This window comes from Myxococcus faecalis (genome assembly GCF_050039385.1).
Taxonomy (GTDB): Bacteria; Myxococcota; Myxococcia; order Myxococcales; family Myxococcaceae; genus Myxococcus; species Myxococcus fulvus.
In genome coordinates this window covers 6,960,440-6,982,786 of sequence record NZ_CP144336.1, presented here as the reverse complement: position 1 = coordinate 6,982,786, position 22,347 = coordinate 6,960,440, and the positions used below count along the sequence as shown (strand labels likewise).

The window sequence follows — 22,347 nt, the reverse complement described above, 5'->3', positions numbered from 1 at the left end:
GCTCGCATGCCGCACGCAGGAGGGCATCCGCCGTCTGGCCTTCGTGAGGCATGACGCCCCCCGCGCCCTCCACGGGAAGTGCGCCATGACGCCCCGGCTCGCGCACCACGCTCAGAAGCGCATCCTCCGTCTCGCGTTCGTGAAGCGTGACGCCCCCGCGCTCTCCCCGGGAGGCGCGCCATGCTGACGCGGGAGCTGCTCGCGTACCGCACGCAGAAGGGCATCCTCCGTCCCGCCTTCGTGAAGCGCGATGACCCGGCGCTCCTCGCACTCGCGGCCGAGCTGCTCGCCTCCGTCGAGGCCTCGCGAGGCGCCATCTGTGACGATGTGGAGGAAGGCCTCGGCCTGCTCGCGGGCGCCTGGTCGCGTCCGAAGATCGCGCGCGGTCTCGTGAAGCTGCTCGTGGACCGGCTCACGTTCGAGGAGCCCGCGCCCGATGTCTCCGAGACCCGCTGGGCCCGGCTGAAGACCGCCGCCCAGGTGCTCCGCGCCCTCACGCCCGACACCACGGTGGAAGCCTACGAGGCCCGCCTCGAGCAGGCCCTCTCCACACCGCTCCAGGATGCGCGCGCGGCGCTCTACGCGGACCTGCCCGGAAACCGGAAGCTGCTCGGCTGGGACGGCGAGGCACCCACGGCGCAGGCGCTGGTGGACCGCTACAACCTCGCCCTCGCCCAGGGGCCGCTGCTGTCCGCGCGGCGGCTGACGCTGCGGGCTCGCGCACCGGAGCTCTTGCGCGTGCGCAAGGTGCTGCGCTGGCTGAAGTTCTGCCGGCTCGTCGCCGAGGTCCGACGCGATGGCCCGGACTGGGAGCTGGAGGTCGAAGGCCCCGGCGCCATGCTCGCCCTGCAGAAGAAGTACGGCCTGCAGCTCGCCTCGTTCCTGTCCGTGGTGCCGGTGCTGGAGCGCTGGGAGCTCAAGGCCACGGTGGAGCCCTCGCGCCGCCAGGCCACGCTGATGTTGAGCGACAAGGACCCGCTCGTCTCTCCCCTACCCGCCGCGTTGGGTCACGTCCCCGAGGAGGTCGCCTCCCTGTCCTCCAGCTTCGAGGATGACGCGTGGGAGCTGGACCTGACGCCGCTGCCCCGCCACGTGGGCGCCGCCAGCCTCTGCGTGCCGGACCTCACCTTCCGCCACCGCGGCTCGCGTCAGGAGGTCGCCCTGGAGCTGTTCCACGCCTGGCACGCGAGCGCCCTCACCCGCCGCCTCGCGGAGCTGCGCACCCGACCCGACGCGGGGCTGCTCCTGGGCGTCGACCGCGCCCTGCTGACGAAGGAACCCGCCGAGCGAGCGACGCTGGAGGCCCATCCCCAGGTCGTGCTCTTCCACGGCTTCCCCTCCGCGAAGAAGCTCAAGGACCGGCTGTCGAAGCTCTCCACGACGAGCCCCCGGAAGTAACGGGGACAAGCCGCGGCTCAGGTGCCCTTGGGCTTGAACTGCGCGGCCAGCACGCTCAACAGCCGGATGGCGCTGCGGTCCAGCTGCTTGGCCCGGCGCAACAGCCGGCGCAGCTCACCCGACTCGCCATACTCGCTGGGAGGCTCCGCGGCCCACTTCACCTCCTGCGAGGGCTTGAGCCCCAGCGCCTCGTCCGCGGAGATGGAGAGCACCACGCACAGCCGCCGGAAGGTCTGGATGCTCGGCAACATGTGGCCGCGCTCCAGCCGCCCGTAGACTTCGCTCGCGATACCGATGCGCTCCGCGACGTCGGCCTGCGTCAGGTTCAGCCGGGTGCGGGCCAGGCGCGCAGCTCCTCCGAGGCGGGATGCGAGGGTCTTTTCCATGTTCGTTAACCTAACGGGTTCGTCCATGTCGATATGACTTGAGAGGTTGGCATCCAAGAACTTCCCAGGTAGTCTTATGGGAAGCAGACCTGATGCGTCACCTCACCCGCGCCACGTCGAAGCCATGAGCACGCAGCCCTTCGTCACCTTCCTGTTCGTGGATGAAGACCCCCTCGCGCTGTCGGCGTGGCGTCGGCTCGTCCGGGACCTCCCCGGCGCCAAGCGCTTCGCGCGCGACATGGCGGAGGCCCTCGCGCTCGTGCACGAGCAGCCGCCGCGCGTAGTCGTCTGCGGAGACCTGCTGCCGGATGGAGACGGGCTGCACCTGCTCCAGGCGGTGCGCGCGCGTCACCCGCACACCGCCTGCGCGCTCCACGCGGTGCGCCCACCTCCCAGGTCGTGTCCGCGCGAAATCACCTGGGTGGACCGCGCCGCGCATCCCCGGGAGCTCCACTCGCGGCTCCGTGCCCTGGGACAGGCCACCACCCACCCCTGGGCCTGAGCCGTGGCGGCGCATGCCCCCCGGGCACGTTAAGGTGACGCACGCCCCCATGAAGCTCTACGCCATCAGCGACTTGCACCTGCGCCACGCCGACAACAAGCAGGCCCTGCAGACCCTGCCCGCCTTCCCGGACGACTGGCTCATCGTCGCCGGCGACGTGGGCGAGACGCTGTCCGAGATGGACTTCATGCTGCGCACGCTGACGGCGCGCTTCCGCCAGGTCATCTGGGTGCCGGGCAACCACGAGCTGTGGACCATGCCCTCCGAGCAACCCTCCCTGCGCGGCGACGCGCGCTACCAGCGACTGGTGGCGCTGTGCCGCGGCCACGGCGCGCTCACGCCGGAGGACCCCTACCCGCGCTGGCCCGGCGAGGGCCCCCACCGCGTCATCGTCCCCATGTTCCTGGGCTACGACTACTCGTTCCGCCCGGACCACGTGCCGGAGGACAAGGCGCTGGAGTGGGCGTTCGAGGACGACCTCTTGTGCACCGACGAGGTGCTCCTGCATCCGGACCCGTACCCCAGCCGCTCCGCGTGGTGCGCCGCGCGCGTGGAGTCCACCCGGGCCCGGCTGGACGCCCTGCCACCGGGCTGCAGCACCATCCTCGTCAACCACTACCCGCTCCGGCACGAGCACGTGCGGCTGCCGCGCATCCCCCGCTTCTCCATCTGGTGCGGCACCAGGCGCACCGAGGACTGGCACACGCGCTACCGCGCCGAGGTCGTGGTGACGGGCCACCTGCACATCCCGCTCACGCAGTGGCGCGACGGGGTGCGCTTCGAGGAGGTGTCGCTGGGCTACCCCATGCAGTGGAAGCACCGGGGCGGCATCGAGCGGTGCCTGCGCGAAATCCTCCCCGGCCCCGCCACCCGCCCGCTCTGAGGGCTTCGCGCCGCTGGAAATGAATCGGCCCCGGACGTCCGTGAGGAAACGGACGACCGGGGCCTTGGAGCGGCGCGGCCTCGGGGCCGCGCCGTCTACATCAGGTGATTACTTGTGCGACGCGATGAACGCGATGCCCTCGTAGCCACCCTTCGCGCCGTAGATCTCGATGTAGTACTTGCCGGCCGGCACGTTGATGAGGTTGCACACCTCGGACTGGTGCTCCTTCACGCTGCGGCAGTCGTAGTCGAACTTCGTCGGCGCCGAGCCGCGCTTCACGTAGATGTCCGGGTTGCCCTCACCCTCGCCCGTCTGGATGTACAGGCTGTTGATGCCGGTGCCGGGCTTACGCTCCGGAACCTCGATGGTGTACACGTTCGAGGAGCCCGCCGCGCCGGAGAGGTTCTTCAGCGCGATGCCGGACTGCACGGGGATGTAGCCACCCTTCCAGGTCACCGTCAGCGTCACGCCGGAGAAGGTGCTGTAGGCGTTGAGCATGACGACCCAGCGGCCCTGGCTCGGCGTCGCGAACGCGCAGGACTCGGCGTTGCCCGCGCGGTACGGACGGCAGTCGTACAGGCTGGTGGTGGGGACGTTGTTGTAGCGAACGTACAGGTCCGCGTCGCCCGTGCCGCCGGCGATGGAGACGTTCAGGTCGTACGCGCCCTCGGGCAGGTTGAACTCGTAGTACTTCTTCTGGCCGCTGGTGGAGCCGATGCCGGTGATGGGCACGTCCTTCTGGATGGGGGTCGTGTCCACGATGATGGGCACGCCCACGCCCACGGCCTTCCAGGCGTTGGTCACCGAGGCAATCTCATCCGCGGTGTAGCCCAGCAGCGCGGCGGCCTGCTCGGTGGCGACCTTCGCGTCCTCGAACGTGGCGTCCGACTCGAGGATGGTGTTGTTCGCGCGGTAGAAGATCTGCGCGGCCTTCTCGATGCCGATGCCGGTGACCGAGATGGTGGTCTTGCCCGTCGGGTGCGTGCCGCCCTGCGACAGCAGGTAGAACGCCAGGTTGGAGATACCCGAGCTGTAGTGCACGTCCACGCTGTCGTCGTAGTCGTGGAAGTAGTCGAGCGAGTCCCCGTCCTGCGTGGGGTTCGCCATGTAGCGCAGGGCGTCGTTCGGGATGTTCGGCGTCCACACGTCGTCGCCGACCAGCCACGTGCGCGCGCTGACGACGTTGCCGTCGCCGTACCACTCGCACACCGCGCCGAAGATGTCGGAGAAGGACTCGTTCAGACCACCCGACTGGTTGTCGTAGATGAGGTCGGAGGAGAACTCCGTCACGGCGTGCGTCAGCTCGTGCGCCGTCACGTCCAGGGAGTTGGCCAGGTTGCTGGCGTTCACGCCGTCGCCATCGCCGTACACCATCTGGGTGCCGTTCCAGAAGGCGTTCACGTACGCAACGCGGTGGTGGACCGTGCTGACCAGCGTGGCGCCGGCGTTGTCGTACGAGTCACGACCGAACAGCTCGCTGTAGCAGTCGTACACCGTGCCCAGGTGGTCGTAGTTCGTGTTGACGACCGGGTCGGCGACCTCGGGCTGCCCCTCGGTGCGAACCACCGCGCCAGGGAGCGTCGTGGTGTTGTTGCCGTTGTGCATCCGGCGGGCCAGGCCCTCCTTGATCTGCGGGTGGCGGGCAATCACGTCGCCGTTGGTCGCGTTGACCAGGACGACATCGCGCACGGGCGTCCCGTCGCGGCGCTCACCCGACTGGATGAGCTTGTAGACGAGCACCAGCTCGTCGCCGTCACGGAAATAGACCAGCTCGTGGCCGTCCTCGATCTTCAGGCCGTCGAACGTGGAGCGGTCCGCCTGCAGGGCGTCCTTCGCCACCGACACGTCCACGCTCGCCTTGGCCGTGGCCTTCAGGTCGCTGCGGGTGTTGGTGGACGCCGCGATGACCTTGCCACCGCGGGTCGTCAGACGCAGCTGGCCGTACAGCACGGGGATGTTGTTGACCTTCACGCCGTAGACGACGTGGCCGTCGCCCTGGCGGTCCGTGAACGTCTTCTTCAGGACCAGGTCCGCCGGGTTCAGGTTCAGCTGGGGCGCGATGAGCGCCGCCACCGGAGCCAGGTCCGCCTGGCCCAGGGCCGAGAAGCCCGCGGCCGCCTGCGGTGCGGGGCCGAGGTCGCCGGTGATGAACTTGGCGACACCGGAGGAATCCGTAGCAACAACCTTCTTCCCGGTCAGCTGCAGGGCCGCCGCGCTCTTCGTCGCGGTGTCCTGGGGCTTGGCCTCGGGAGCAGGGGTGGACTCGTTGCAACCAACGAGGAAGGACAGCGCCGCTACACCAAGAACACCGCGTACTCGCTGATTCACCATGTAATCCTCCTAAACGGAAAGATTAGAAAGCACAGTGTCACAGGATGGTTGTGTATTTCAAGGTTGCGCGATAATTTTACTAAGTAGCTTATTCTCACATTGCGAGTTTCAGCCAGAAGCCCCAACTATTTCAGCAACTTATCGGAGCCCTACCCGCCGCTTCCGCCGAGCCGCCCGACGTAGTGGGTAACCCTGGTGTGAACAGAATTTCGCGAAAATGCGTGGCCGAAAGGGCCTTCACGGGGTCCGCGCGCGGACCGCATTTCTCGCGGCATTTCCGGGGAATTTTGGGAGGAAGGAAATCCGGCGTCCGAGTGGCGCGGCCATGGTTTCAGGCTCGTGCTCTACCGCTGAGCTATCTCCCGATTGAAGTCGGGAGAGCTGGAGTCGAACCAGCGCCCCCAAGCACCCAAGTGCGTGTCGGGCCACACCGGACGGACGCCGGAAATCCTCACGGCGGACGCGCCCTTCAGGGCGAAGCTGACAGCGGCGCGCGCGTGGAGTTGCTTTGCGGAAGCGGACGGGTGCGCGAGGCTTGCGTCCCGGGAGGAAGGCACATGCGCGCACTTCAGCTGCAGCGACTGGACGGACCCGACGGGCTGGCGTTGGTGGAGCTTGCCGAGCCCGAGGCGCAGGACGCGGTGCTCATCGACGTGGTGGCGGCGGGGGTGAGCTTCCCCGACTTGCTGCTGACGAAGGGGCAGTACCAGTTGAAGCCGCCCTTGCCCTTCGTGCCGGGCGTGGAGGTGGCGGGCGTGGTGCGCTCGGCGCCCGAGGGCGCGTCGGTGAAGGCGGGAGACCGGGTGATGGCCTTCAGCTTCGGGCTGGGAGGCTTCGCGGAGGTGGCGGCGATTCCCGCGGAGATGGTGTTCCGCATCCCCCGGCGCTGGAGCTTCGAGGCCGCCGCGGGCGTGGTGATGAACTACCACACGGCGCACTTCGCCCTGCACCGCCGGGGCCGGCTGAAGGCGGGAGAGACGGTGGTGGTGCACGGCGCCGCGGGCGGCGTGGGCACGGCGTCCATCCAGGTGGCGCGAGGCGCGGGCGCGCGCGTGGTGGCGGTGGTGAGCGACGAGCGCAAGGCGGAGGTGGCCCGCAAGGCGGGTGCGCACGAGGTGCTGCTGTCCTCGGGCCCCTGGCTCACGCAGCTCAAGGAACTGACGGACGGCCTGGGCGCCAACGTGGTGTTGGACCCGGTGGGTGGGGACATCTTCGACAAGAGCCTCAAGGCGCTGGCGCCGGAGGGACGGCTGCTGGTGGTGGGCTTCGCCGGAGGCCGCATCCCCGAGGTGGCGGTGAACAAGCTGCTGCTGCGCAACATCGACGTCGTGGGCGTGGCGTGGGGCGGCTTCCTCATCCACGAGCCGTCGCTGACGCCCACCATCGCCAAGGACCTGGAGGCGATGGCGGACCAGGGGGTGCTCGAGCCCGTCGTCGGGCCCGTCTTCCCCCTGGAGCAGGGCGCGCAGGCGCTGCGCGAGCTGGACGCCCGGCGCGCGACCGGCAAGGTCGTCCTGCGCGTGCGCGAAGGCTGACGTCTCGGAGGGTGACGGTGCACTCCGGCCGCCCTCCGAGCATGCGGCCCACCGGGCCCTGGCGCCGCTTCGCTGCGGCGCTCATCCCTCGTCCGCAGGTTTGGAGCCAGGAGGTGACGGCGCCATGGCGGATGACTCCATCCTCGAGCGACAGCATCAACGGGAGCGGGAGCAGGAGCGACAACGGCTCCGCGAGCAGGAGCAGCGGGACCTGGAGGTGGAGGCCCATCGCGGGCCGCGGCCCCTGGAGGGTTACGCCGGCGGGCACACCACCTGGGCCAGCGCCCAGGATGACGCGGAGGCCGCCATCGTCCATGTGAACGACGCGGAGGAGTCGTGGGAGGCCAGCCAGCGGCAGGCGCGCCTGGAGCCGGAGCCCGAGGACCCCGACGCGCACGAGCGCGACTGACGAGGTCCCCGTGGCCCACGTCCGAGCCATGGGGTTACACGAGCAAGGAGGTTGCACGGTACAGTCGGGGCCATGTCCGCTCCGTCCTTCCGTGCCGACCTCCGGGTGTTCGTCAAGCAGCGGTGGGTGGGGCTCGCGGACCTCCAGGGCCTGGAGCGGGAGTACCTCGACGATGTGCTCCGTCGTCCCCGCGTGAGCTGCTGCAGCTTCGTCGGAGGCTTCTTCATCGACGTGGGCGGCGTGGCCTTCAGCGACGAGGACTCGGTCGACGAGCTCTGGATGACGTGGAGCTGGTTCTTCGCGTTGGACAAGCTCCTCGACGGTGCCGACGAGGCACGGACCGCCCCTTGGGAGGAGTCCGCCATGAAGCTCTGGCGCCACGGGGACACGCTGGTCCTGGAGGACCGGAGCGCGAGCGGCACGCCCATCACCCCACGCGTCGAGGTGGAGCTCCGCCCGTTCTCCCGGAGCCTCGCGCGACAGGGGCTCGAGTTCCTCGCGCTGGGGGAGCGGCTGCTCGCGCAGCTCGACGCGCGCTCGCCTCCCGTGCCTGCTCCGGTGCGCCTGGAGTTCGAGCGGGCCCTCCGGCTGCCCAGGGACATCGTGGAGCGCGTCGCCGAGAAATCCGGCCCCTGAGCCCACATGGCTCCGGCAAGCGGCCGTGGCGACGTTAGAGTCCACACCGTGCCCTCGCATCCTCCCGCCACCGTGCTTCCGCCGGACGAGGCCCGACGCTTCCTCGTCGCGCACCTCGGGCTCGCGCGCCCCTTCCCGCTGCAGGGGGCCCGGGGTGCGCGCGCGCTCCTGAAGCGCCTGCGCTGCATCCAGTTGGACCCGCTGGATGTCATCGGCACCAACGCGGACCTGGTGGCGCTCGCGCGCGTGGACGGGCTGGCGCGCGGCGACGTGTACCGACACCTGCTGCCGGGGCACGCCTTCGAGCACTTCGCCAAGGAGCGCTGCCTGCTGCCCGCCAGCGCGTTCCCCTACTACCGCGAGCGCGCGGCCCAGGCGCCCTGGTGGCGACTGGAGGAGCGACTCAAGCGGGTGCCGGAGGCGGTGCTGCACGCGGTGCTCGAGGAGGTGACGGCGCGCGGTCGCTCCTCGTCGCGCGAGCTGAAGGACCATGGCGCGGTGGTGCCCATCGACTGGAGTGGTTGGAAGGGCACGGCCCGCGCCACGGCGATGGCGCTGGAAATCCTGTGGACGCGCTGTCAGGTGGTGGTGTGTGGCCGAGGCCCGGGCGGCAAGCTGTACGACGTCCCGCATCGCGCCCTGCCCCGGATGGCCGAGGCGCGGGTGACGCAGACGTTCGAGCGCTGGGGGCTGACCGAGCGTGTGGAGGCCGCGGGCCTGCTCAGCCGCGCGAGCGGTCCCCACTGGTCCACGCTGACCGAGGTGCGCACCTCCTCGCTCCCCGACACGCTGGTCGACGAGGGCGTGCTGGAGGCGGTCAGCATTCCCGGCTCGCCCCGGCGCTACCTGGCGCCCGTGGGCTTCCGGGAGCGGGAGCAGCCGGAGCCCGACGCGAGGATGCGCATCCTCGGGCCCCTGGACCCGGTGCTGTGGGACCGGGAGCTGGTGCGCGTGGCGTTCGGCTTCGACTACACGTGGGAGGTCTACAAGCCCGCCGCGCAGCGTGAGTGGGGGTGGTACGTCTGTCCGCTGCTCCATCGAGGGAAGCTGGTGGGACGGCTGGAGGCGCGCGTGCGCGAGGGCGTGCTCCAGGTGGACAACCTGTGGCGGCAGAAGGGCGTGAAGCTGGACGACGCCGCGCTCGACGAGGCGCTCGCGCGTCATGCGGCCGCGTGCGGCGCCGAGAGGGTGCGCAGGCCCCGGGCGCGCGTCACGGGTCGCGCCTCCTGAGTCGAATCAGGGCGCGGGCTTGGGCAGCTCGCGCTCCAGCGCGTCGGCGGCGCCAGCGTCCTTGTGGACACCGAAGCGCTGGCGCGAGCACATGAGCAACTGCCCCGCGTAGACGGTGTCCGAGAGGGCGCCCACGAAGTCGCCGTGCTCGGCGAGCGTGCGTGCCCGCTCGTCCATCAGGTGGGCGAGGATGCGCGCCTGCTCGGCGTGCCCGAACAACCGCACGACGGAGCGCGCGTCGAACAGGATGAGCGTCTCCAGCTCCATGCCGAGCGTCGTCTGACAGGCCTCGCTCAGGCTGCGCAGGCTGTCCTCCAACGAGCGGTTGGCGCGGACGCGGGCGAGGTCTGGAGCCAGTCGACCGAGCTCGCGGAGGGCTTGGAGCGCGTGGGCCTGACGCAGGATGGGCATGCGAAAGCCAAGTACAGCCTGAGACAGGGGAATCATCCAGTCCCCCGGGTGATTCCCCGCGCCCGCCCGGAGGACCGGGTCACACTCCGTGAACTGTACGAGGACCCCGGGAGGCTGCGAGACTCGCCCCTGGTGGCCGAATCCCCTCCCCTCGCCTCGGACGCGCCCGCGATGCCCGACGCCCGTGTCGCGAGCCGACGCGAGCGGGGTGTCGTCTTCGCCGCGTCCTTCCTGTTCCTGCTCGTGCTGGAGGCGGGGCTGCGCCGCTTCACCCAAGACGGGCTGCGCTTCCAGGCGTGGAGCTCCGAGCGGATGATGCAGACGCTGTCGCTGCGCGAGCTGCGCGACGAGCCGCTGCGCTCCCTCTGGTATCTGCACATCCAGCCGCCCCTGCTGGACGTGCTCCGCGCCGCGCTGGCCTTGTTCCAGGGCCCGCTCGAGGACCTGGCCCTGGTCGACGCCGTGGACCGCTGGACCTATGTCGTCTGGGCGCTCGTGTTCGCTGGCACGGTGACGCTCGTGCATGCCTGGGTCTTCCAGGTGGCGGGGCGGCGTTTCGCCCGCGTCGCCGCGGTGCTGATGGCGCTGCATCCGGGGACCCTCGCCTTCGCGACCCTCCTGGACAGCACCGCCGCCAGCGCCCTCGCCTTCCTGTGGTTCTGCTTCGAGCTGTGGCGCCTCCCACGTGAGGACGGCTCCATCGCCCGGCTCGCCGCCGCGTCGCTCGTCCTCTTCTTCCTGCGCTCCATCTTCCAGTGGCCGTTCTTCCCACTGGTGGCCCTGTGTCTCGCGCTCCGGGGGGCCTCGGCCCGGAGCGTGGGTCGCTATCTCGTCGTCGTCGCGCTCTTCGCGGGCCCCTACGTCGCCAAGCAGCTCGCCCTGTTCAACACGTCCATGACGTCCAGCTTCGACGGGCTCAACTTCTGTCGGGCCATCGGCCTGGGCGAGCCGGACCTCGGCGCGGTGCGGCTGCCCGACAACGTGCTGCCCAGGTCCCTGCCGCCACCGTCCAGCGCCGCGGTGCTGCGCACGGACGAGAAGCTCGGGGGCTACTACAACTACAACCACCTGGATGCCCTGCGGTACTCGGTGGGTCTGAAGTACGTGTGCCGTCGGGCCCTCTTCGAGCGGCCCCTCTCCGCGACGCTCGCTTCGTTCGCGGAGAACGCGGTGATGTATGGCGTGCCGTCCAGCCGCTACCAGCCCAACGTCCTGGTGGACCGGCTGCCGTGGCGAGCGCCGCTCGACTTCGTCTTCTCGTCGCCCGTGCTCTGGGTGCTGGTGCTCCTCGCGGGAGCGCGGGCCGCGCGGGAGCTGAAGCGTCGTGTGGACTGGCTCCAGGTGGTCGGGCTGGTGTTGCCGGTGATGTTCGTCGTCTCGGTGAGCGTGCTCTTCGAGAAGGGCGAGAACATGCGGTTCAAGTACTTCATCGAGCCGGTGTTGCTCGTGTTCCTCTGCGCCCAGGCCGCGCGACTCGCCGCGCGAGCCCCTGCCCGGTCTCCAACACACGCGGTCTCCCCCGGGCCGGGTGACGGCTCGGTGGCGCGGTGACGTCAGCGGCCGTCTGCTAGGCTCGGGGCCAACATGAAGGACCTGGACGCCATCCTCCGCGCTCGCGCGCGCTCCCGTGGGCCTTGGGTACTGGCCACGGTGGTCGCCGTGTCGGGTTCGTCGTACCGCAAGCCGGGTGCCCGGATGTTGATGGGCGAGGACGGCTGGCTCGCCGGAGGCGTGAGCGGCGGGTGCCTGGAGGCCGACATCGTCCGCAAAGCGTTCTTCTGGACGAGCACCGGGCCTCGCGTGCTCCGCTACGACTCCACGGGAGAGGGCATCGAGGACGAGGGGAGCCTGTCCTTCGCGCTCGGCTGCAATGGTGTCGTGGACGTGCTGCTGGAGCGCTGCGAGCCCGGCCCGGCCGATGCCCTGGTCTTCGCGGACGAGACCCGGAACCTGGGACGTCGCGCCGTCATCGCCACCGTGTACCAGGGGCCCGCGCAGGCCGTGGGGACGCGGTGGATGGTGCGTGACGATGGCGTGGAGGCGGGACACATCGCGGGCGCACTGGGTGATGCCGTCCGCGTCGCGGCCCGCGAGGCGATGGAGCAGGGCCGCACGTGGAGCGGACCGTGTGGCGGCGCGGACGTGCTGGTGGAGGTGGTGGAGCCGCCCCATGAGTTGGTGTTGTTCGGCAGCGGCTTCGACGTCGCGCCCGTGGTGACGCAGGCCGCGAGCCTGGGCTGGCGTGTCACGGTGGTCGCGGACCGCCCCGCGCAGACGCTGCGACGGAGGTTCCCCCTCGCGCACGCGGTGGTCTCGGCGAAGGCGGGTGAGGCGGCGACGTCGGTGCCGGTGTCACCTCGCGCGCTGGTGGTGTTGATGACGCACAGCCTGCCGCAGGACCAGGAGCTGCTCGCGGGATTGCTCCCGCGTCCGCTGCGGTATCTGGGCGTGTTGGGTCCGCGCTCCCGCACGGAGCGGCTGCTCGCGGGGCTCGCCACCGCGCCGAGCGCGACGATGCTGGAGAAGCTGCATGCCCCGGTGGGGCTGGACCTCGGCGCGGAGGGCGCGGAGGAGATTGCCCTGTCCATCGTCGCCGAGCTGCAGGCCGTGGTGTCGGAGCGGGAGGGAGGCAAGCTGCGCGAGCGCCGCGCGCCCATCCACACGGTGGCGCCGCCCCCCGTACGGAAGCTCGCGTGAGGACCGAGCGAGACCTGGGTCCGGGAAAGCACGGCGGCTTCCACGGAAGCTCGCGTGAGGACCGCGCGCGACCTGGGACGAGCGCGAGTGGCGAACGCCACGCCGTCGTCGAGTTCTCCCGCGTGAGGACCAAGCGCGACCTGGGACGAGCGCGAGTGGCGAGCGACACGCCGTCGTCGAATTCTCCCGCGGAGACTCGCGTGAGGTTCGAGCGCGACCTGGGACGAGCGCGAGTGGCGAGCGACACGCCATCGTCGAGTCCTCCCTCGTGAGGACCGAGCGCAAGTGGCGAACGCCACGCCATCGTCGAGTCCTCCCGGGTGAGGACCGAGCGCGACCTGAGACGAGCGCGAGTGGCGAACGCCACGCCATCGTCGAGTCCTCCCGCGTGAGGTTCGAGCGCGACCTGGGACGAGCGCGAGTGGCGAGCGACACACCGTCGTCGAGTTCTGTCGCGAAAGCACGCAAGAGGACCAAGCGCGACCTGGGGCGAGTGCGCATCACGAGCACCGCGCTGTCGCCGAGTCCTCTCGCGGAAGCCCACCCACGGCCTTCGCGTGAGCGGGGGCGGCTGTGAACGAGCCGCGCTCCCTCGGAAGCAAGCCTGGAGCTGAAACGCGGGCAGGCGTGGTGTTGCTCGCGGCGGGAGGCTCGTCTCGGCTCGGACATCCCAAGCAGCTCGTCGTCCACGAGGGGAAGACGCTCATCCGACGCGCCGCCGAAGCGGCCCTGTCCCTCGGCGAAGGTCCCGTGCTCGTGGTCCTCGGTGCCCATCGGGACATCATCGCCCCCGAGTTCGTCGACCTCCCCCTGCGAGTCATCGAGCATCCCGACTGGGCGCGCGGTCCCGGCGGCTCCCTGACGATGGGGCTCTCGGCGATGTCCTCGGATACCCCCGACGTGGACGCGGTGCTCTTCATGCTCTGTGACCAGGTCCGCGTCACGGCATCACATCTCCGAGCCCTCGTGGACACCTGGCGGACCACCGGTGCGCCCATCGTGGCCTCCGGATACGACGGCACGCACGGCGTCCCCGCGCTGTTCTCCCGCGCCGTGTTCCCGGAGCTGGAGGCCCTGTCTCCCGCCCAGGGCGCACGTGGGGTGATTGCCCGCGAGCCGACCCGCGTCGCCATCGTGCCGCTCCCCGGAGGCGGCGAGGACGTGGACACACCCGCGGACCTGGACCGGCTCGACCCTCGGCGGCCCGTGTAACCCCATTGCGTCTCGATGTTCGTCCCATGAGTGGACAGAGCACCGGATTGCCCGCATCACCGGGATGGACCCGCCCAGGCCCTGTAACCGGTATGAATCCCTGGCGACGCCTGTAACCGGTATGAGCCCGGGACACCGCCGCTCGCGCTTGTCCGTACTGTCCGTCGAACGGCATCCCTCCTATGCTGAGTCACACGCGGTCGCGTCAGTCAGGCTCAGGTCGGGAGATTCTCATGGAGTCTCAGCAGCCCACCCTCATCCAGAAGGAGCAGGCGTCCCCTGACACGACAGGCTCGGACGAGCGCGAGTCCTCGTGGAGCGCCGGCGAGGTCCTCGTCATCGGCGGCCTCGGCCTGCTCGTCGCCATCGCCGTGGTCGGCCTCTTCATCGGCGTGGCGAAGTGGCTGCTCAAGTACAGCTTGCTGGCGCTCGGCATCTACGTCCTCTTCTCGCTGACACGGCGCTGGCTGCGCGGCTCGAAGCAGCAGGCCCCCTCGGAGCTCACGCCGTACACTTCGCCCCAGAAGACCCAGGCCAAGCAGCTCCAGGAGATCGACCCCGCGCAGGCCCTGGCCCGCTTCAAGGCCGAACACATGTCGGAGGCCCCGCCTCCCCCGCGGCCCCACCGCAAGCCGTGAGCGCGCCCCTCCTCCACCCGGCCGGAGCCCGCCCACATCCGGTCCCCGCTTCATGATGCGCCGTTCGCGCTGGCACCTCGGCTGGGTGCTGCTGCTCGTCGCGGCCGCGCTGCTCGTGCTCTTCCCGCGCGCCATCGACGCGCTCAAGTCCCTGGAGCAACTGCCCGCGGCGCCGCTCCGTGCGGGCTCGCTGCTCGTCGCGCGCCCCGGCCGCGTCTCCGAGAACTTCGACGAGACCGTGGTGCTGCTCCTCGACGCGGGCGCCCAGCGCAGGACGTGGGGCGTGGTGCTCAATCGCATGCGCACCCGTCAGGGCGAGCGCCTCCCCGAGGGCGTGGACCGCTGGGGCGGGCCGGTGAACCCCGCGCTCCACATCACCCTCACGCTGCGCCGCCCGGCCCCCGAGGGAGCACAGCCCCTCCTCGAGGGCATCGCCTGGTACGAAGGACGCCGCGAGGCGCACCTGCCCGTCGGTGAATCCCTCACCTTCGAGGGCATCTCCGCATGGTCCCCCGGACAGCTCGAGGAGGAGGTGGCCCGAGGCGCCTGGTGGGTCCTCGAAGGCCAGCCCGCCGACGTGTTCACCGCGCCGGGCTCGCTGTGGGAGGAGCACGCCGTCCGCCACCTCTGACTCGACTTTCGCCATTTTAGAGCGAGGGAGAGAGCGCGGCGGTCTACTCCGCGCTCTCCTGAGATGGCGGGGCGCGAGAGGCAGCACGTAAGTTGGCGCGAAGTCGACGCGGCGAATGCCAGCGGGCCCGGGCCAGGGAGGATTGAGCCAGGCGGAGGACATCCGCGAAGCTGACCGAGGTCTTGGTGGTGTACCAGGGGCGCAGAGGCACCCTCAGCTGTTGCCAGTTGGCGGTCAGCTCCAGGTACCAGAGGACGAGAAGGGTGTAGCTCAAGCCAGCGAAGGGAGCGGTGCGAAGCACGGCCAGGCGACGGCGGGCCCGCGAGTCGGCGAAGCCAAGCAGTTGCTTCAAGTCCCGGAAGAGCACTTCGATGCTCCACCTGAAGGCATACCGTTCCACCACTTCGAGGGCAGACAGGGAGGGGGCGGTGCAGAAGAAGACTCGCAGGGGGCGGCTTCCACTTGTCATCCGCACGACGACCACCTTGAGCATCCGCTCGCCGGCAGCACTCCTCCACCGGGCCACCACCTCCTTGTAGTCCACCTGCTGCGAGCGGCCGTAGAGCTGGGCTGTCAGCCGCATCCAAGGGAGTGCTGAATCTCTGGCAAGGGCCTCGGGCTTGGGCACCGGCACGTCACGCGTCAGCCAGCGCCCCGTTTTCCGCGAGCGGCAGCGGTGCACGCGCGGGCGCGTCAGCACTGCATCTGGACGCATGGCTCCGACGAAGACGAGCCGCTGCGGCAACCCCTTGAGCAGGGTGCTGCATGAGTACGCTTCGTCCGCGGCCAGTTCCAAAGGGCCCGTTGGCAGCCAGCTGAGGACACGCTCAACCAACTCTCGGCCCAACTGCGTTTTCTTCCGGTGCCGGATGTCCCTCCTCTGGCACTCGGCTTGGGTGCGGTAGAGCCGGAAGAGAACGGGCAGTGCCCAGGGGCGCGCAGCAAAGGGCACGTGCACCAGCACCGCGAGCGTCACCCAGACGTGGCCGAAGCAGAAGACGCGCATGGCCCGGGTGGAGCGAACCGCATCCAGGTGACTGCCCAGGCCGAAAACCTTCGGCCCCTTGTGACTGCAAAGGGTGTCATCGAGTACCAACCGCACGGGTCCCAATGCCGCCAGCTTCAACAGGAGCAGTCGGCCTACCTCGTCCGCACTCCACCGCGTCCGGGAGAAGAAGCGATGGAAGGCCGCATGGTGCTGCACGCCCGACACTCCCGCTGCCACCAGCGCCTCGGTAACGGCGTGCGTGCCTCCACTGCACACCCAGCCGGCGAACAGCACCAGGAAGCGGAGGAACGAGGGCTCGGTGAACGCCGGCCGAACCAGCTGCAGGACTCGAAGCAGTGCATACAAATGGGAAGCGGCCATCGCAGACCTCGAAGGTGCTGGAAGAGGCGTGTCTTGCCGGACACCTCTCTCAGCTGGTCTCGATGGCCGCTCTTTACCTACCCTCAGCCCTCTCTCCTCTCGGCCCCCTGCTTGGGCATCCCACCCCAAAAGGGCGAAAGTCGAGTCTGAGCGCGCCGCGCCAGCAGCACGCCTCATGGAGCACATGGGCTCCCAAGCCCCTCCATCCGTCGGATACCCGACAGCGCCGCAATAGCGCGGGGCCGCCACGCCTTTGGAAGAGCCTGGGCAGTGACTACCTCCCCAGGACCCCACGTCTTCCCGGCGGACTCCCCATGCGACGACTCCCTGCACTCCGTTCCTCTCACGCCCTTCGAGGGCTCGCGCTCGCCGTGGCCTTCCTTGGCGCCTCCGCGAGCGCCCAGCCCACGGCGACTCCGCTGGAGGACAACCAGCGCATCACCGAGGGCTACATCGCCATCGCCTACGAGCTGGGCGCGGTGCTGGACCCGGCCCTGCAGCCCGGTGGCGTCAGCGCCGTGCGCCCCACCTGGTTCACCTTCGCGCCCAATGCCTCGCGCACCGGTGGCGAGGGCATGCTCGGCACCGCCATCGCCAGGCGCATCATCGCCGCCGCGCGGGGACAGCCCTCGCTGTCGGTGCTCCAGGCGCTCCAGCGCGTGGGGCTCGACCTCCAGCTGCTCGCCACGCCGGAGAAGCTGGGCCTGGAGCTGGTGCTGCGCGGAGTGCCCACGGACGCGGCGGCCTCGCTCGGCGCGCTCATCACCTCGCTCAACACCGCGGCGCTCCTGGACGCGCGCACGCTGAGCATCACCGCCGCGCGCTTCGCCGCGCTCTACCAGTCCTCGCCGGGCTTCTGGCCGCTCGACAAGGTCGAGAACCTGGTGCTGACGCTGGAGCGCACCCTGCACGAGGGCAACCTCGCCATCTTCTCGGACATCGGCGGCTCGGGGCAGCTCTACCTGGCGTGGCGCCGGAGCGCCGTCGGCGCGGTGACGCCCGAGCGCGTGCTCACGGAGTTCACGCTGGTGGACGCAGTGCCCGCCCAGGCCGTGCAGGCCTACGACTACGCGCTGGCGCATGCGTTCGACACGCCGCGCCCCTATCAGCTCGACCAGCTCTTCCCGGGCATGCACTACAAGAGCCTGCTGGTCGCGGCCTTCGCGCTCTACGAGCAGGCCCGCCTGTCCACGAGCCCCGCCACCCGCGACGCGCTCATCGCCGTGGCCAACAACTACATCGCCTGGCGCGAGCAGCACGACATGGCGCAGCCCGTCTTCTCGCCCGCCTCACCCCGCTCGGACGAGGTGTCCCGCGTCGCGCTGCTGCGGGCCCTCACCCCGCTGCTGCGCACCGAGTTCGGCACGGTCATCTGGAACTACGCCGACTATGCGAACAGCCAGCCGGACCGCGACGGCAACCCGTTGACGTCGCCGCCCACCGAGTACAATTGGGCCGACTTCTGGGACCGCTGGAACGGCATCCTCTACGCCTTCGACCAGGCGTACCTGGACCCCACCGGGACGTGGGTCATGCCGGAACCCATCGTGGACCCGACCGCGCCGACGGGCGGGTCCTGAGTCGCATGTCCCGCCCTCGGCGCGGGGCCGGCCTGTGGAGGGGCCGAGGTCGGGGCTGGTGGATGTCCCGTCGTGCGGACGCCGCGCCGCAGCGTGATTCCCCAGGCGGAGCGGATGACTTGACGCATTTGGAGGGCCAGGGGACGGTTCAGGTCTACATGAGCCCCTCGCCGTCCACCGTGTCCTTCCCTCCCACGGACACCCCTGTCATCCCCACGGGAGCCATGCCCGCCGCGCCCGCCGACGAAGCTGCGCTCTCCGCCGAGGCCCGCCTGTGTGTGTTGCGGGAGATGATGAGCGAGGCGTTCCTCTGCCTGGACGCCCAGGGGCGCATCCGCGAGGTGAATGGCCGCGCCGCCGCGCTGCTCGGCGTGCCCGCCCAGGAGCTGCAGGGGCAGGAGCCCTGGACAGCCGAGCCCGCGCTCGCGGGCACCGTACTGCACGAGCGCTTGATGGCCGCGCTCTCCACTCGCGAGGGCGGACGCTTCCTGGCGGAGCTGCCCTCGCGTGTCTGGCTGGACGTCAATGTCCGCGTGGTGGGCGAGGAGACGTGGGTGCTCGCCGCAGACATCACCCGGAGGCAGCGCGCGGAGAGCGAGGTGGCCAGGACCGAGGAGCGCTTCCGTCAGCTCGGCGAGCGCTTCCAGGTGGCGCTGGACTCCGCGCAGATGGCCGTCTGGGAGACCAACGTCGCCACCGGTCAGGTGTTCCGCTCGGAGGGACATGACCGCCTCTACGGCTATCCCCATCCGCTGGCGGAGTGGACGCACGAGCGGTTCATCGAGTCGCTCCACCCCGACGACCGCCCGGCCGTGCAGACGCAGCTGAATGACATCGCCGCGGGCAAGACGGACTCATACGTCTCCACCTTCAGGACCCATTGGCCGGATGGCTCCTGGCACTGGCTCACCAGCCGCGCGCGGGTGCTGCGCGATGCGACGGGCAAGGTGATGGTGGTACGAGGCGCGCTGCTGGACATCACCGCGCTGAAGGAGACGGAGTTCGCGCTGCAGGAGGCGGTGCGCACGCGCGACGACTTCCTCTCGCTGGCGAGCCACGAGCTGCGCACGCCGCTGACGTCCCTGCGCCTGCAGGCCCAGCTGCTGCGGAGGCTCGCCGAGGGCCAACCGCAGGAGACGCTCGGCTCGCCCAAGGTCCAGGGGAAGCTGGACACCACCGAGCGCCAGCTGCGCAGGCTGGGCGCGCTCGTGGACAACCTGCTCGACGTCAGCCGCATCCGCACGGGCAAGCTGGACTTCCACTTCGCCGATGGAGACCTGGCCGCCGTCGTGGCGGACCTGGTGGCGCGCTTCGGCGACGAGGCCCGGCACACCGGCGTGCCGCTGAGCGCGAAGGTGGACGGGCCGATGGAAGGCCGCTTCGACCGGCTGCGCCTGGAGCAGGTGGTGAGCAACCTCTTGTCCAATGCCCTGCGCTACGGCGCGGGCAACCCCGTGTCACTGTCGCTCACGCGGCACGGCGACAAGGCGAAGCTGACGGTGTGCGACAGCGGCCCGGGCGTGCCCGTGAAGGACCGCGAGCGCATCTTCGAGCGCTTCACCCAGGGCGACAACGCGCGGCGACAGGGCGGGATGGGCCTGGGCCTCTACATCGTCCGGCAGATTGTCGAGGCGCACGGCGGCCACATCCACGTGGAGGACACGCCCGGCGGCGGCGCCACCTTCGCGGTGGAGCTGCCGCTCTAGGACGCGCCGGGCTCATCGCGGACGAAGGCGAAGCCCGGTGGCACGTCGAGGCGATAGCCCGGGTCCTCGAACACCAGCCGCGCGCCGGTGCCCTCCAGCATCTCCCGCAGGTGACGCACGTGCACGCGCAGCGCGTTGTCGTGCAGCCTCGGGTCATAGGCCGCCTCCCACATGGCCCGCACACAGTCCTCCTTCGGCAGCGTGCGGCCCGGACGTCGGGCCAGCGCGTAGAGCAGCCTTCGCGGGAGCACGCGTTTGGCGAGTGAGACGGAGCGAGCCCCCGCGCGCAGCTCGTGGTGGCGCGCGTCGAGCACCACCGCGTCCGACGCGGCGACGGGCGCCTCGACGGCCAGGCGCGCGCCGGTGGAGGTCACCACCCGCAGCGAGGCGAGCGTGCGCGCCAGCTCGGGAATCAGCTCCGGGTCCGCCTCGCCCTCCGCCGCGGAGCGCGCCGCGGCCTCCAGCGAGGCACGCGACTCCGCCGCGCGCTCGGCCAGCCGGTGCAGCAGCGCCCGCGCCAGGTGCGCCAGCGCGCGCTCCAGGGCGAAGTCCTCGCCGCGCGCCAGCGGCTCCAGCGAGGCCAGGAGTCCCTCGGCGCGCACGCTGTCCCCCGCCGTCGCCGAGGCCAGCGCCGCCAGCGCCCGCTGCCGCGCCGCCATGCCCGGACGCACCTCGCGAGGCTCCACCACCGACGGGCGCTCCACCTGTCTCAGCACGTCGGCGGAACGGGCGGACTCGGCGGCGCGGGCCAGTCCCTCGGCGCCTCGGGCCCTCGCGTCCGCCGCGGCCTCGTCGAGCAGCGCGAGCCCCTCCGCCCGCCGCCCCAGCTCCAGCAGCATGCGCCCGGCGCTGACGCGCGAGAGGTGGTGGATGAAGAGATAGCCGCCCTGCTGCGCGCGGGCCGACGTCTCCCGCAGGCCCGCGAGTGAGGCCCCGCGCTCTCCGCGCTCGCCCCGGACGAGGGCGGCGATGCAGTCGAGCTCCAGCGCCAGCCTGGGCGCGCCCAGCTGGCCCAGCTTCTCCCGCGCGCCCGCGAGCGCGGCCTCTGCTTGAGCGAAGCGGCCGAGCCTGCTGAGGATGCCCGCGGACATGGCGGCCACCAGCGGCCCGCGCGAGTTGAGCGGCGCGTCCTCCAGCAAGGACAGACACTGGTTGAGCGGCTCCTCCAGCCCGTCGTCCCGGCCTTCAATCCAACACATCAGCGCGCGGGCATAGGCCCCCCAGCCGAGCACGCGCCGGTCCTCGGACGCGGAGCACGCCGCGTCCAGCATCTCCAGGGACTCATCCAGTCGCCCCTGGAAGAAGCGCAGCGCGGCCCACGCCAGGAGCTGCTGGAGGAACACCTCCGCGTCGCGCGGCATGGGCATCGACTGCAGCGTCCGCTCACACGCGTCCAGTTGCAGCGAGAAGAGCGCCACGCGCACCAGCACCGTGCCCACCTGCTCGCGCAGGTCCGCGTCCCCGTCCTCACCGAGCGACGCGCGCAGCGCCGAGAGCTCCTCGTAGGCACGGCGCAGGTCCAACAGGCGCACCTGGGCACGGGCCCGCGCCAGCCCCACGTCGGGCGTGCACAGCGCGGGCGGCAGCGAGCCCAGGAGCGTGAGCAGCTCCCCGGCCGCGCCCTGGCGCACGAGCGCCTCCGCCTCCCCGACGATGAAGGCCCGACGCTCCTCGTGCCGCCCCAGGGCCTGCAGGTGTCGGGACATCGCACGCACCCGCACCACCTCCGGCAGCGGCTCGCGTGACAGCAGCGCGAGCAGCGCCTCGTGTGCGGCCCGCGACTCCTCGGCGCCGAGCAGCGACTGGAACGCCTCGCGCACCAGGTCGTGCACGCCATGGCGGCCGCGCGCGTCCGTCTCCACGAGGAGCCGGGCCGACAGCCTTCGCAGCGCCTCGCCGGCGCCACCGTCCGGCAGCACGTCGGCGAGCGCGGAGGCGGGCAGCGGCAGCTCCGACAGCGCGAGCACCGCGGCCACGCGCCGCTCATCCGGCGGCAGCGACGAGAGCGCCGCGCGCACCGGCTCCTCCACGTCCGCGTCGTTCGCGTGCGCGCGGCGAAGGAGGAACGGCACACCCCGGGAGCGGGCCCAGGCCGCGGCGAAGCCCTCGCGCGCGCCATACAGCGTGTCCAGCTGACGCCACAGCAGCTTCGCGGCGGACTCCGGCAGCCCATCCAGTCGCAGCTCGATGCGGTCCGGGCTCGTCGCCAGGCGCGGGAGCTCCTCGCGCGAGGTGGCCAGGAGCGCGCCCTTTCGCAGCCGCCCGCCGAGCCCCTCCACCAACGCCACGCGCTCCTCGCGCGCGAGCACGTGCAGGTCATCCACCACGAACAGCGCCCCGCGAGCATCCAGTTCCCGGGCCAGGTCCTCCAGGCGCGCGTCGTCCGACAACGCCTGCGCCACGGGCGCCTCGCGCAAGAGCCGGCGCGCGTCGTCCACCACCGAGTCCAGCGCGTCCCCCGGAGCGATGCGCCGGTGGACCACCGGCCCCCGATGGCGCGCCGCCACCGCGGCCACCAGCGCGGACTTGCCCACCCCGGGCAGGCCGTACACCACGCCGGTGCGCACGCGGCGCAGCAGGCCGCTCAGCCGCTGGAGCTCCTGCTTGCGTCCGACGAAGACGGCGGGCGGCCCCAACCCTCGCGGCGTGGATGTCCGCGCCACCGGCTCCCGCTTGCCACGCGGGGCCGTGCCCTGGGCACGTCGACGACCACGGGGAGGAGGCGTCGTGCCGGCGCGCATGCTCACCTCGTCACGACCTGACGCGAGTCACCGGCCCGGGACGCTCGCCTCC

At 70.9% G+C, this 22,347-nt stretch carries 19 protein-coding genes; 14 read left to right on the top strand and 5 right to left on the bottom strand.

The features are described from left to right. The first annotated feature begins 180 nt into the window (after window positions 1-180). Window positions 181-1,398, top strand: coding sequence for a DUF790 family protein (locus VZQ01_RS27995; RefSeq protein WP_426745178.1), 1,218 nt, complete (start codon window positions 181-183; stop codon window positions 1,396-1,398). Window positions 1,399-1,415: 17 nt separating this feature from the next. On the opposite strand, the gene VZQ01_RS27990 is transcribed toward VZQ01_RS27995, so the two are convergent. After that, a complete protein-coding gene (locus tag VZQ01_RS27990) occupies window positions 1,416-1,784 on the bottom strand; it encodes a helix-turn-helix transcriptional regulator (protein WP_046715939.1) in 369 nt (122 codons plus the stop codon). Window positions 1,785-1,908: 124 nt separating this feature from the next. Here VZQ01_RS27990 and VZQ01_RS27985 point away from each other — a divergent pair, with 124 nt between their 5' ends. Both VZQ01_RS27985 and VZQ01_RS27980 read left to right on the top strand, forming a co-directional pair. Then, window positions 1,909-2,286, top strand: coding sequence for a response regulator (locus VZQ01_RS27985; protein WP_426745177.1), 378 nt, complete (start codon window positions 1,909-1,911; stop codon window positions 2,284-2,286). A gap of 49 nt (window positions 2,287-2,335) precedes the next feature. Continuing rightward, on the top strand, window positions 2,336-3,169 hold the full coding sequence (locus tag VZQ01_RS27980; protein ID WP_223781590.1) for a metallophosphoesterase family protein: 834 nt from the start codon (window positions 2,336-2,338) through the stop codon (window positions 3,167-3,169). Window positions 3,170-3,277: 108 nt separating this feature from the next. Here the strand turns inward: VZQ01_RS27980 and VZQ01_RS27975 are convergent, their stop codons facing one another. Continuing rightward, window positions 3,278-5,500 carry a M4 family metallopeptidase gene (locus VZQ01_RS27975; protein ID WP_223748362.1) on the bottom strand — a complete coding sequence of 741 codons (2,223 nt, stop codon included), beginning with the start codon at window positions 5,498-5,500 and terminating at the stop codon, window positions 3,278-3,280. A gap of 557 nt (window positions 5,501-6,057) precedes the next feature. Here VZQ01_RS27975 and VZQ01_RS27970 point away from each other — a divergent pair. From VZQ01_RS27970 to VZQ01_RS27955, 4 genes are all read left to right on the top strand, one after another. Continuing rightward, window positions 6,058-7,035 (top strand): NADPH:quinone oxidoreductase family protein, encoded by a 978-nt coding sequence (locus tag VZQ01_RS27970; RefSeq protein WP_223748361.1) that lies wholly within the window; start codon window positions 6,058-6,060, stop codon window positions 7,033-7,035. A gap of 124 nt (window positions 7,036-7,159) precedes the next feature. Further along, window positions 7,160-7,444, top strand: coding sequence for a hypothetical protein (locus VZQ01_RS27965; protein ID WP_426745176.1), 285 nt, complete (start codon window positions 7,160-7,162; stop codon window positions 7,442-7,444). A 72-nt stretch (window positions 7,445-7,516) separates the two neighbouring features. Further along, window positions 7,517-8,080 carry a hypothetical protein gene (locus VZQ01_RS27960; protein WP_426745175.1) on the top strand — a complete coding sequence of 188 codons (564 nt, stop codon included), beginning with the start codon at window positions 7,517-7,519 and terminating at the stop codon, window positions 8,078-8,080. Between the two features lie 48 nt (window positions 8,081-8,128). Beyond that, complete coding sequence (locus VZQ01_RS27955) at window positions 8,129-9,310, top strand: DNA glycosylase AlkZ-like family protein (RefSeq protein WP_267699635.1); 1,182 nt, start codon at window positions 8,129-8,131, stop codon at window positions 9,308-9,310. A 6-nt stretch (window positions 9,311-9,316) separates the two neighbouring features. Here VZQ01_RS27955 and VZQ01_RS27950 read toward each other — a convergent pair whose 3' ends face one another. Beyond that, on the bottom strand, window positions 9,317-9,721 hold the full coding sequence (locus VZQ01_RS27950) for a hypothetical protein (RefSeq protein ID WP_223748357.1): 405 nt from the start codon (window positions 9,719-9,721) through the stop codon (window positions 9,317-9,319). Between the two features lie 171 nt (window positions 9,722-9,892). On the opposite strand from VZQ01_RS27950, the gene VZQ01_RS27945 reads away from it, so the two are divergent. The 5 genes from VZQ01_RS27945 (at window position 9,893) to VZQ01_RS27925 (ending at window position 14,899) form a co-directional block, all read left to right on the top strand. Continuing rightward, window positions 9,893-11,272: a hypothetical protein gene (locus VZQ01_RS27945; protein ID WP_426745174.1), complete on the top strand. Its 1,380-nt coding sequence runs from the start codon at window positions 9,893-9,895 to the stop codon at window positions 11,270-11,272. Window positions 11,273-11,305: 33 nt separating this feature from the next. Then, a complete protein-coding gene (locus tag VZQ01_RS27940; protein ID WP_426745173.1) occupies window positions 11,306-12,418 on the top strand; it encodes an XdhC family protein in 1,113 nt (370 codons plus the stop codon). 627 nt (window positions 12,419-13,045) lie between these two features. Beyond that, on the top strand, window positions 13,046-13,630 hold the full coding sequence (locus VZQ01_RS27935) for a nucleotidyltransferase family protein (RefSeq protein ID WP_426745172.1): 585 nt from the start codon (window positions 13,046-13,048) through the stop codon (window positions 13,628-13,630). A gap of 233 nt (window positions 13,631-13,863) precedes the next feature. Further along, the gene (locus VZQ01_RS27930) at window positions 13,864-14,268 is read left to right on the top strand and encodes a hypothetical protein (protein ID WP_426745171.1); all 405 of its coding nucleotides are present in this window, start codon (window positions 13,864-13,866) and stop codon (window positions 14,266-14,268) included. 52 nt (window positions 14,269-14,320) lie between these two features. After that, window positions 14,321-14,899 (top strand): YqgE/AlgH family protein, encoded by a 579-nt coding sequence (locus VZQ01_RS27925; protein ID WP_426745170.1) that lies wholly within the window; start codon window positions 14,321-14,323, stop codon window positions 14,897-14,899. A 43-nt stretch (window positions 14,900-14,942) separates the two neighbouring features. Here VZQ01_RS27925 and VZQ01_RS27920 read toward each other — a convergent pair whose 3' ends face one another. Continuing rightward, entirely contained in the window at window positions 14,943-16,268 is a 1,326-nt protein-coding gene (locus tag VZQ01_RS27920) for an IS701 family transposase (RefSeq protein ID WP_426745169.1), read from the bottom strand. A gap of 371 nt (window positions 16,269-16,639) precedes the next feature. On the opposite strand from VZQ01_RS27920, the gene VZQ01_RS27915 reads away from it, so the two are divergent. Then, window positions 16,640-17,848, top strand: coding sequence for a hypothetical protein (locus VZQ01_RS27915; protein WP_426745168.1), 1,209 nt, complete (start codon window positions 16,640-16,642; stop codon window positions 17,846-17,848). 62 nt (window positions 17,849-17,910) lie between these two features. Then, entirely contained in the window at window positions 17,911-19,554 is a 1,644-nt protein-coding gene (locus VZQ01_RS27910) for a sensor histidine kinase (RefSeq protein WP_370640362.1), read from the top strand. Here VZQ01_RS27910 and VZQ01_RS27905 read toward each other — a convergent pair. Continuing rightward, complete coding sequence (locus tag VZQ01_RS27905) at window positions 19,551-22,295, bottom strand: winged helix-turn-helix domain-containing protein (protein WP_426745167.1); 2,745 nt, start codon at window positions 22,293-22,295, stop codon at window positions 19,551-19,553. The two genes, VZQ01_RS27910 and VZQ01_RS27905, sit on opposite strands and share 4 nt — an antisense overlap. Window positions 22,296-22,347 lie beyond the last annotated feature (52 nt).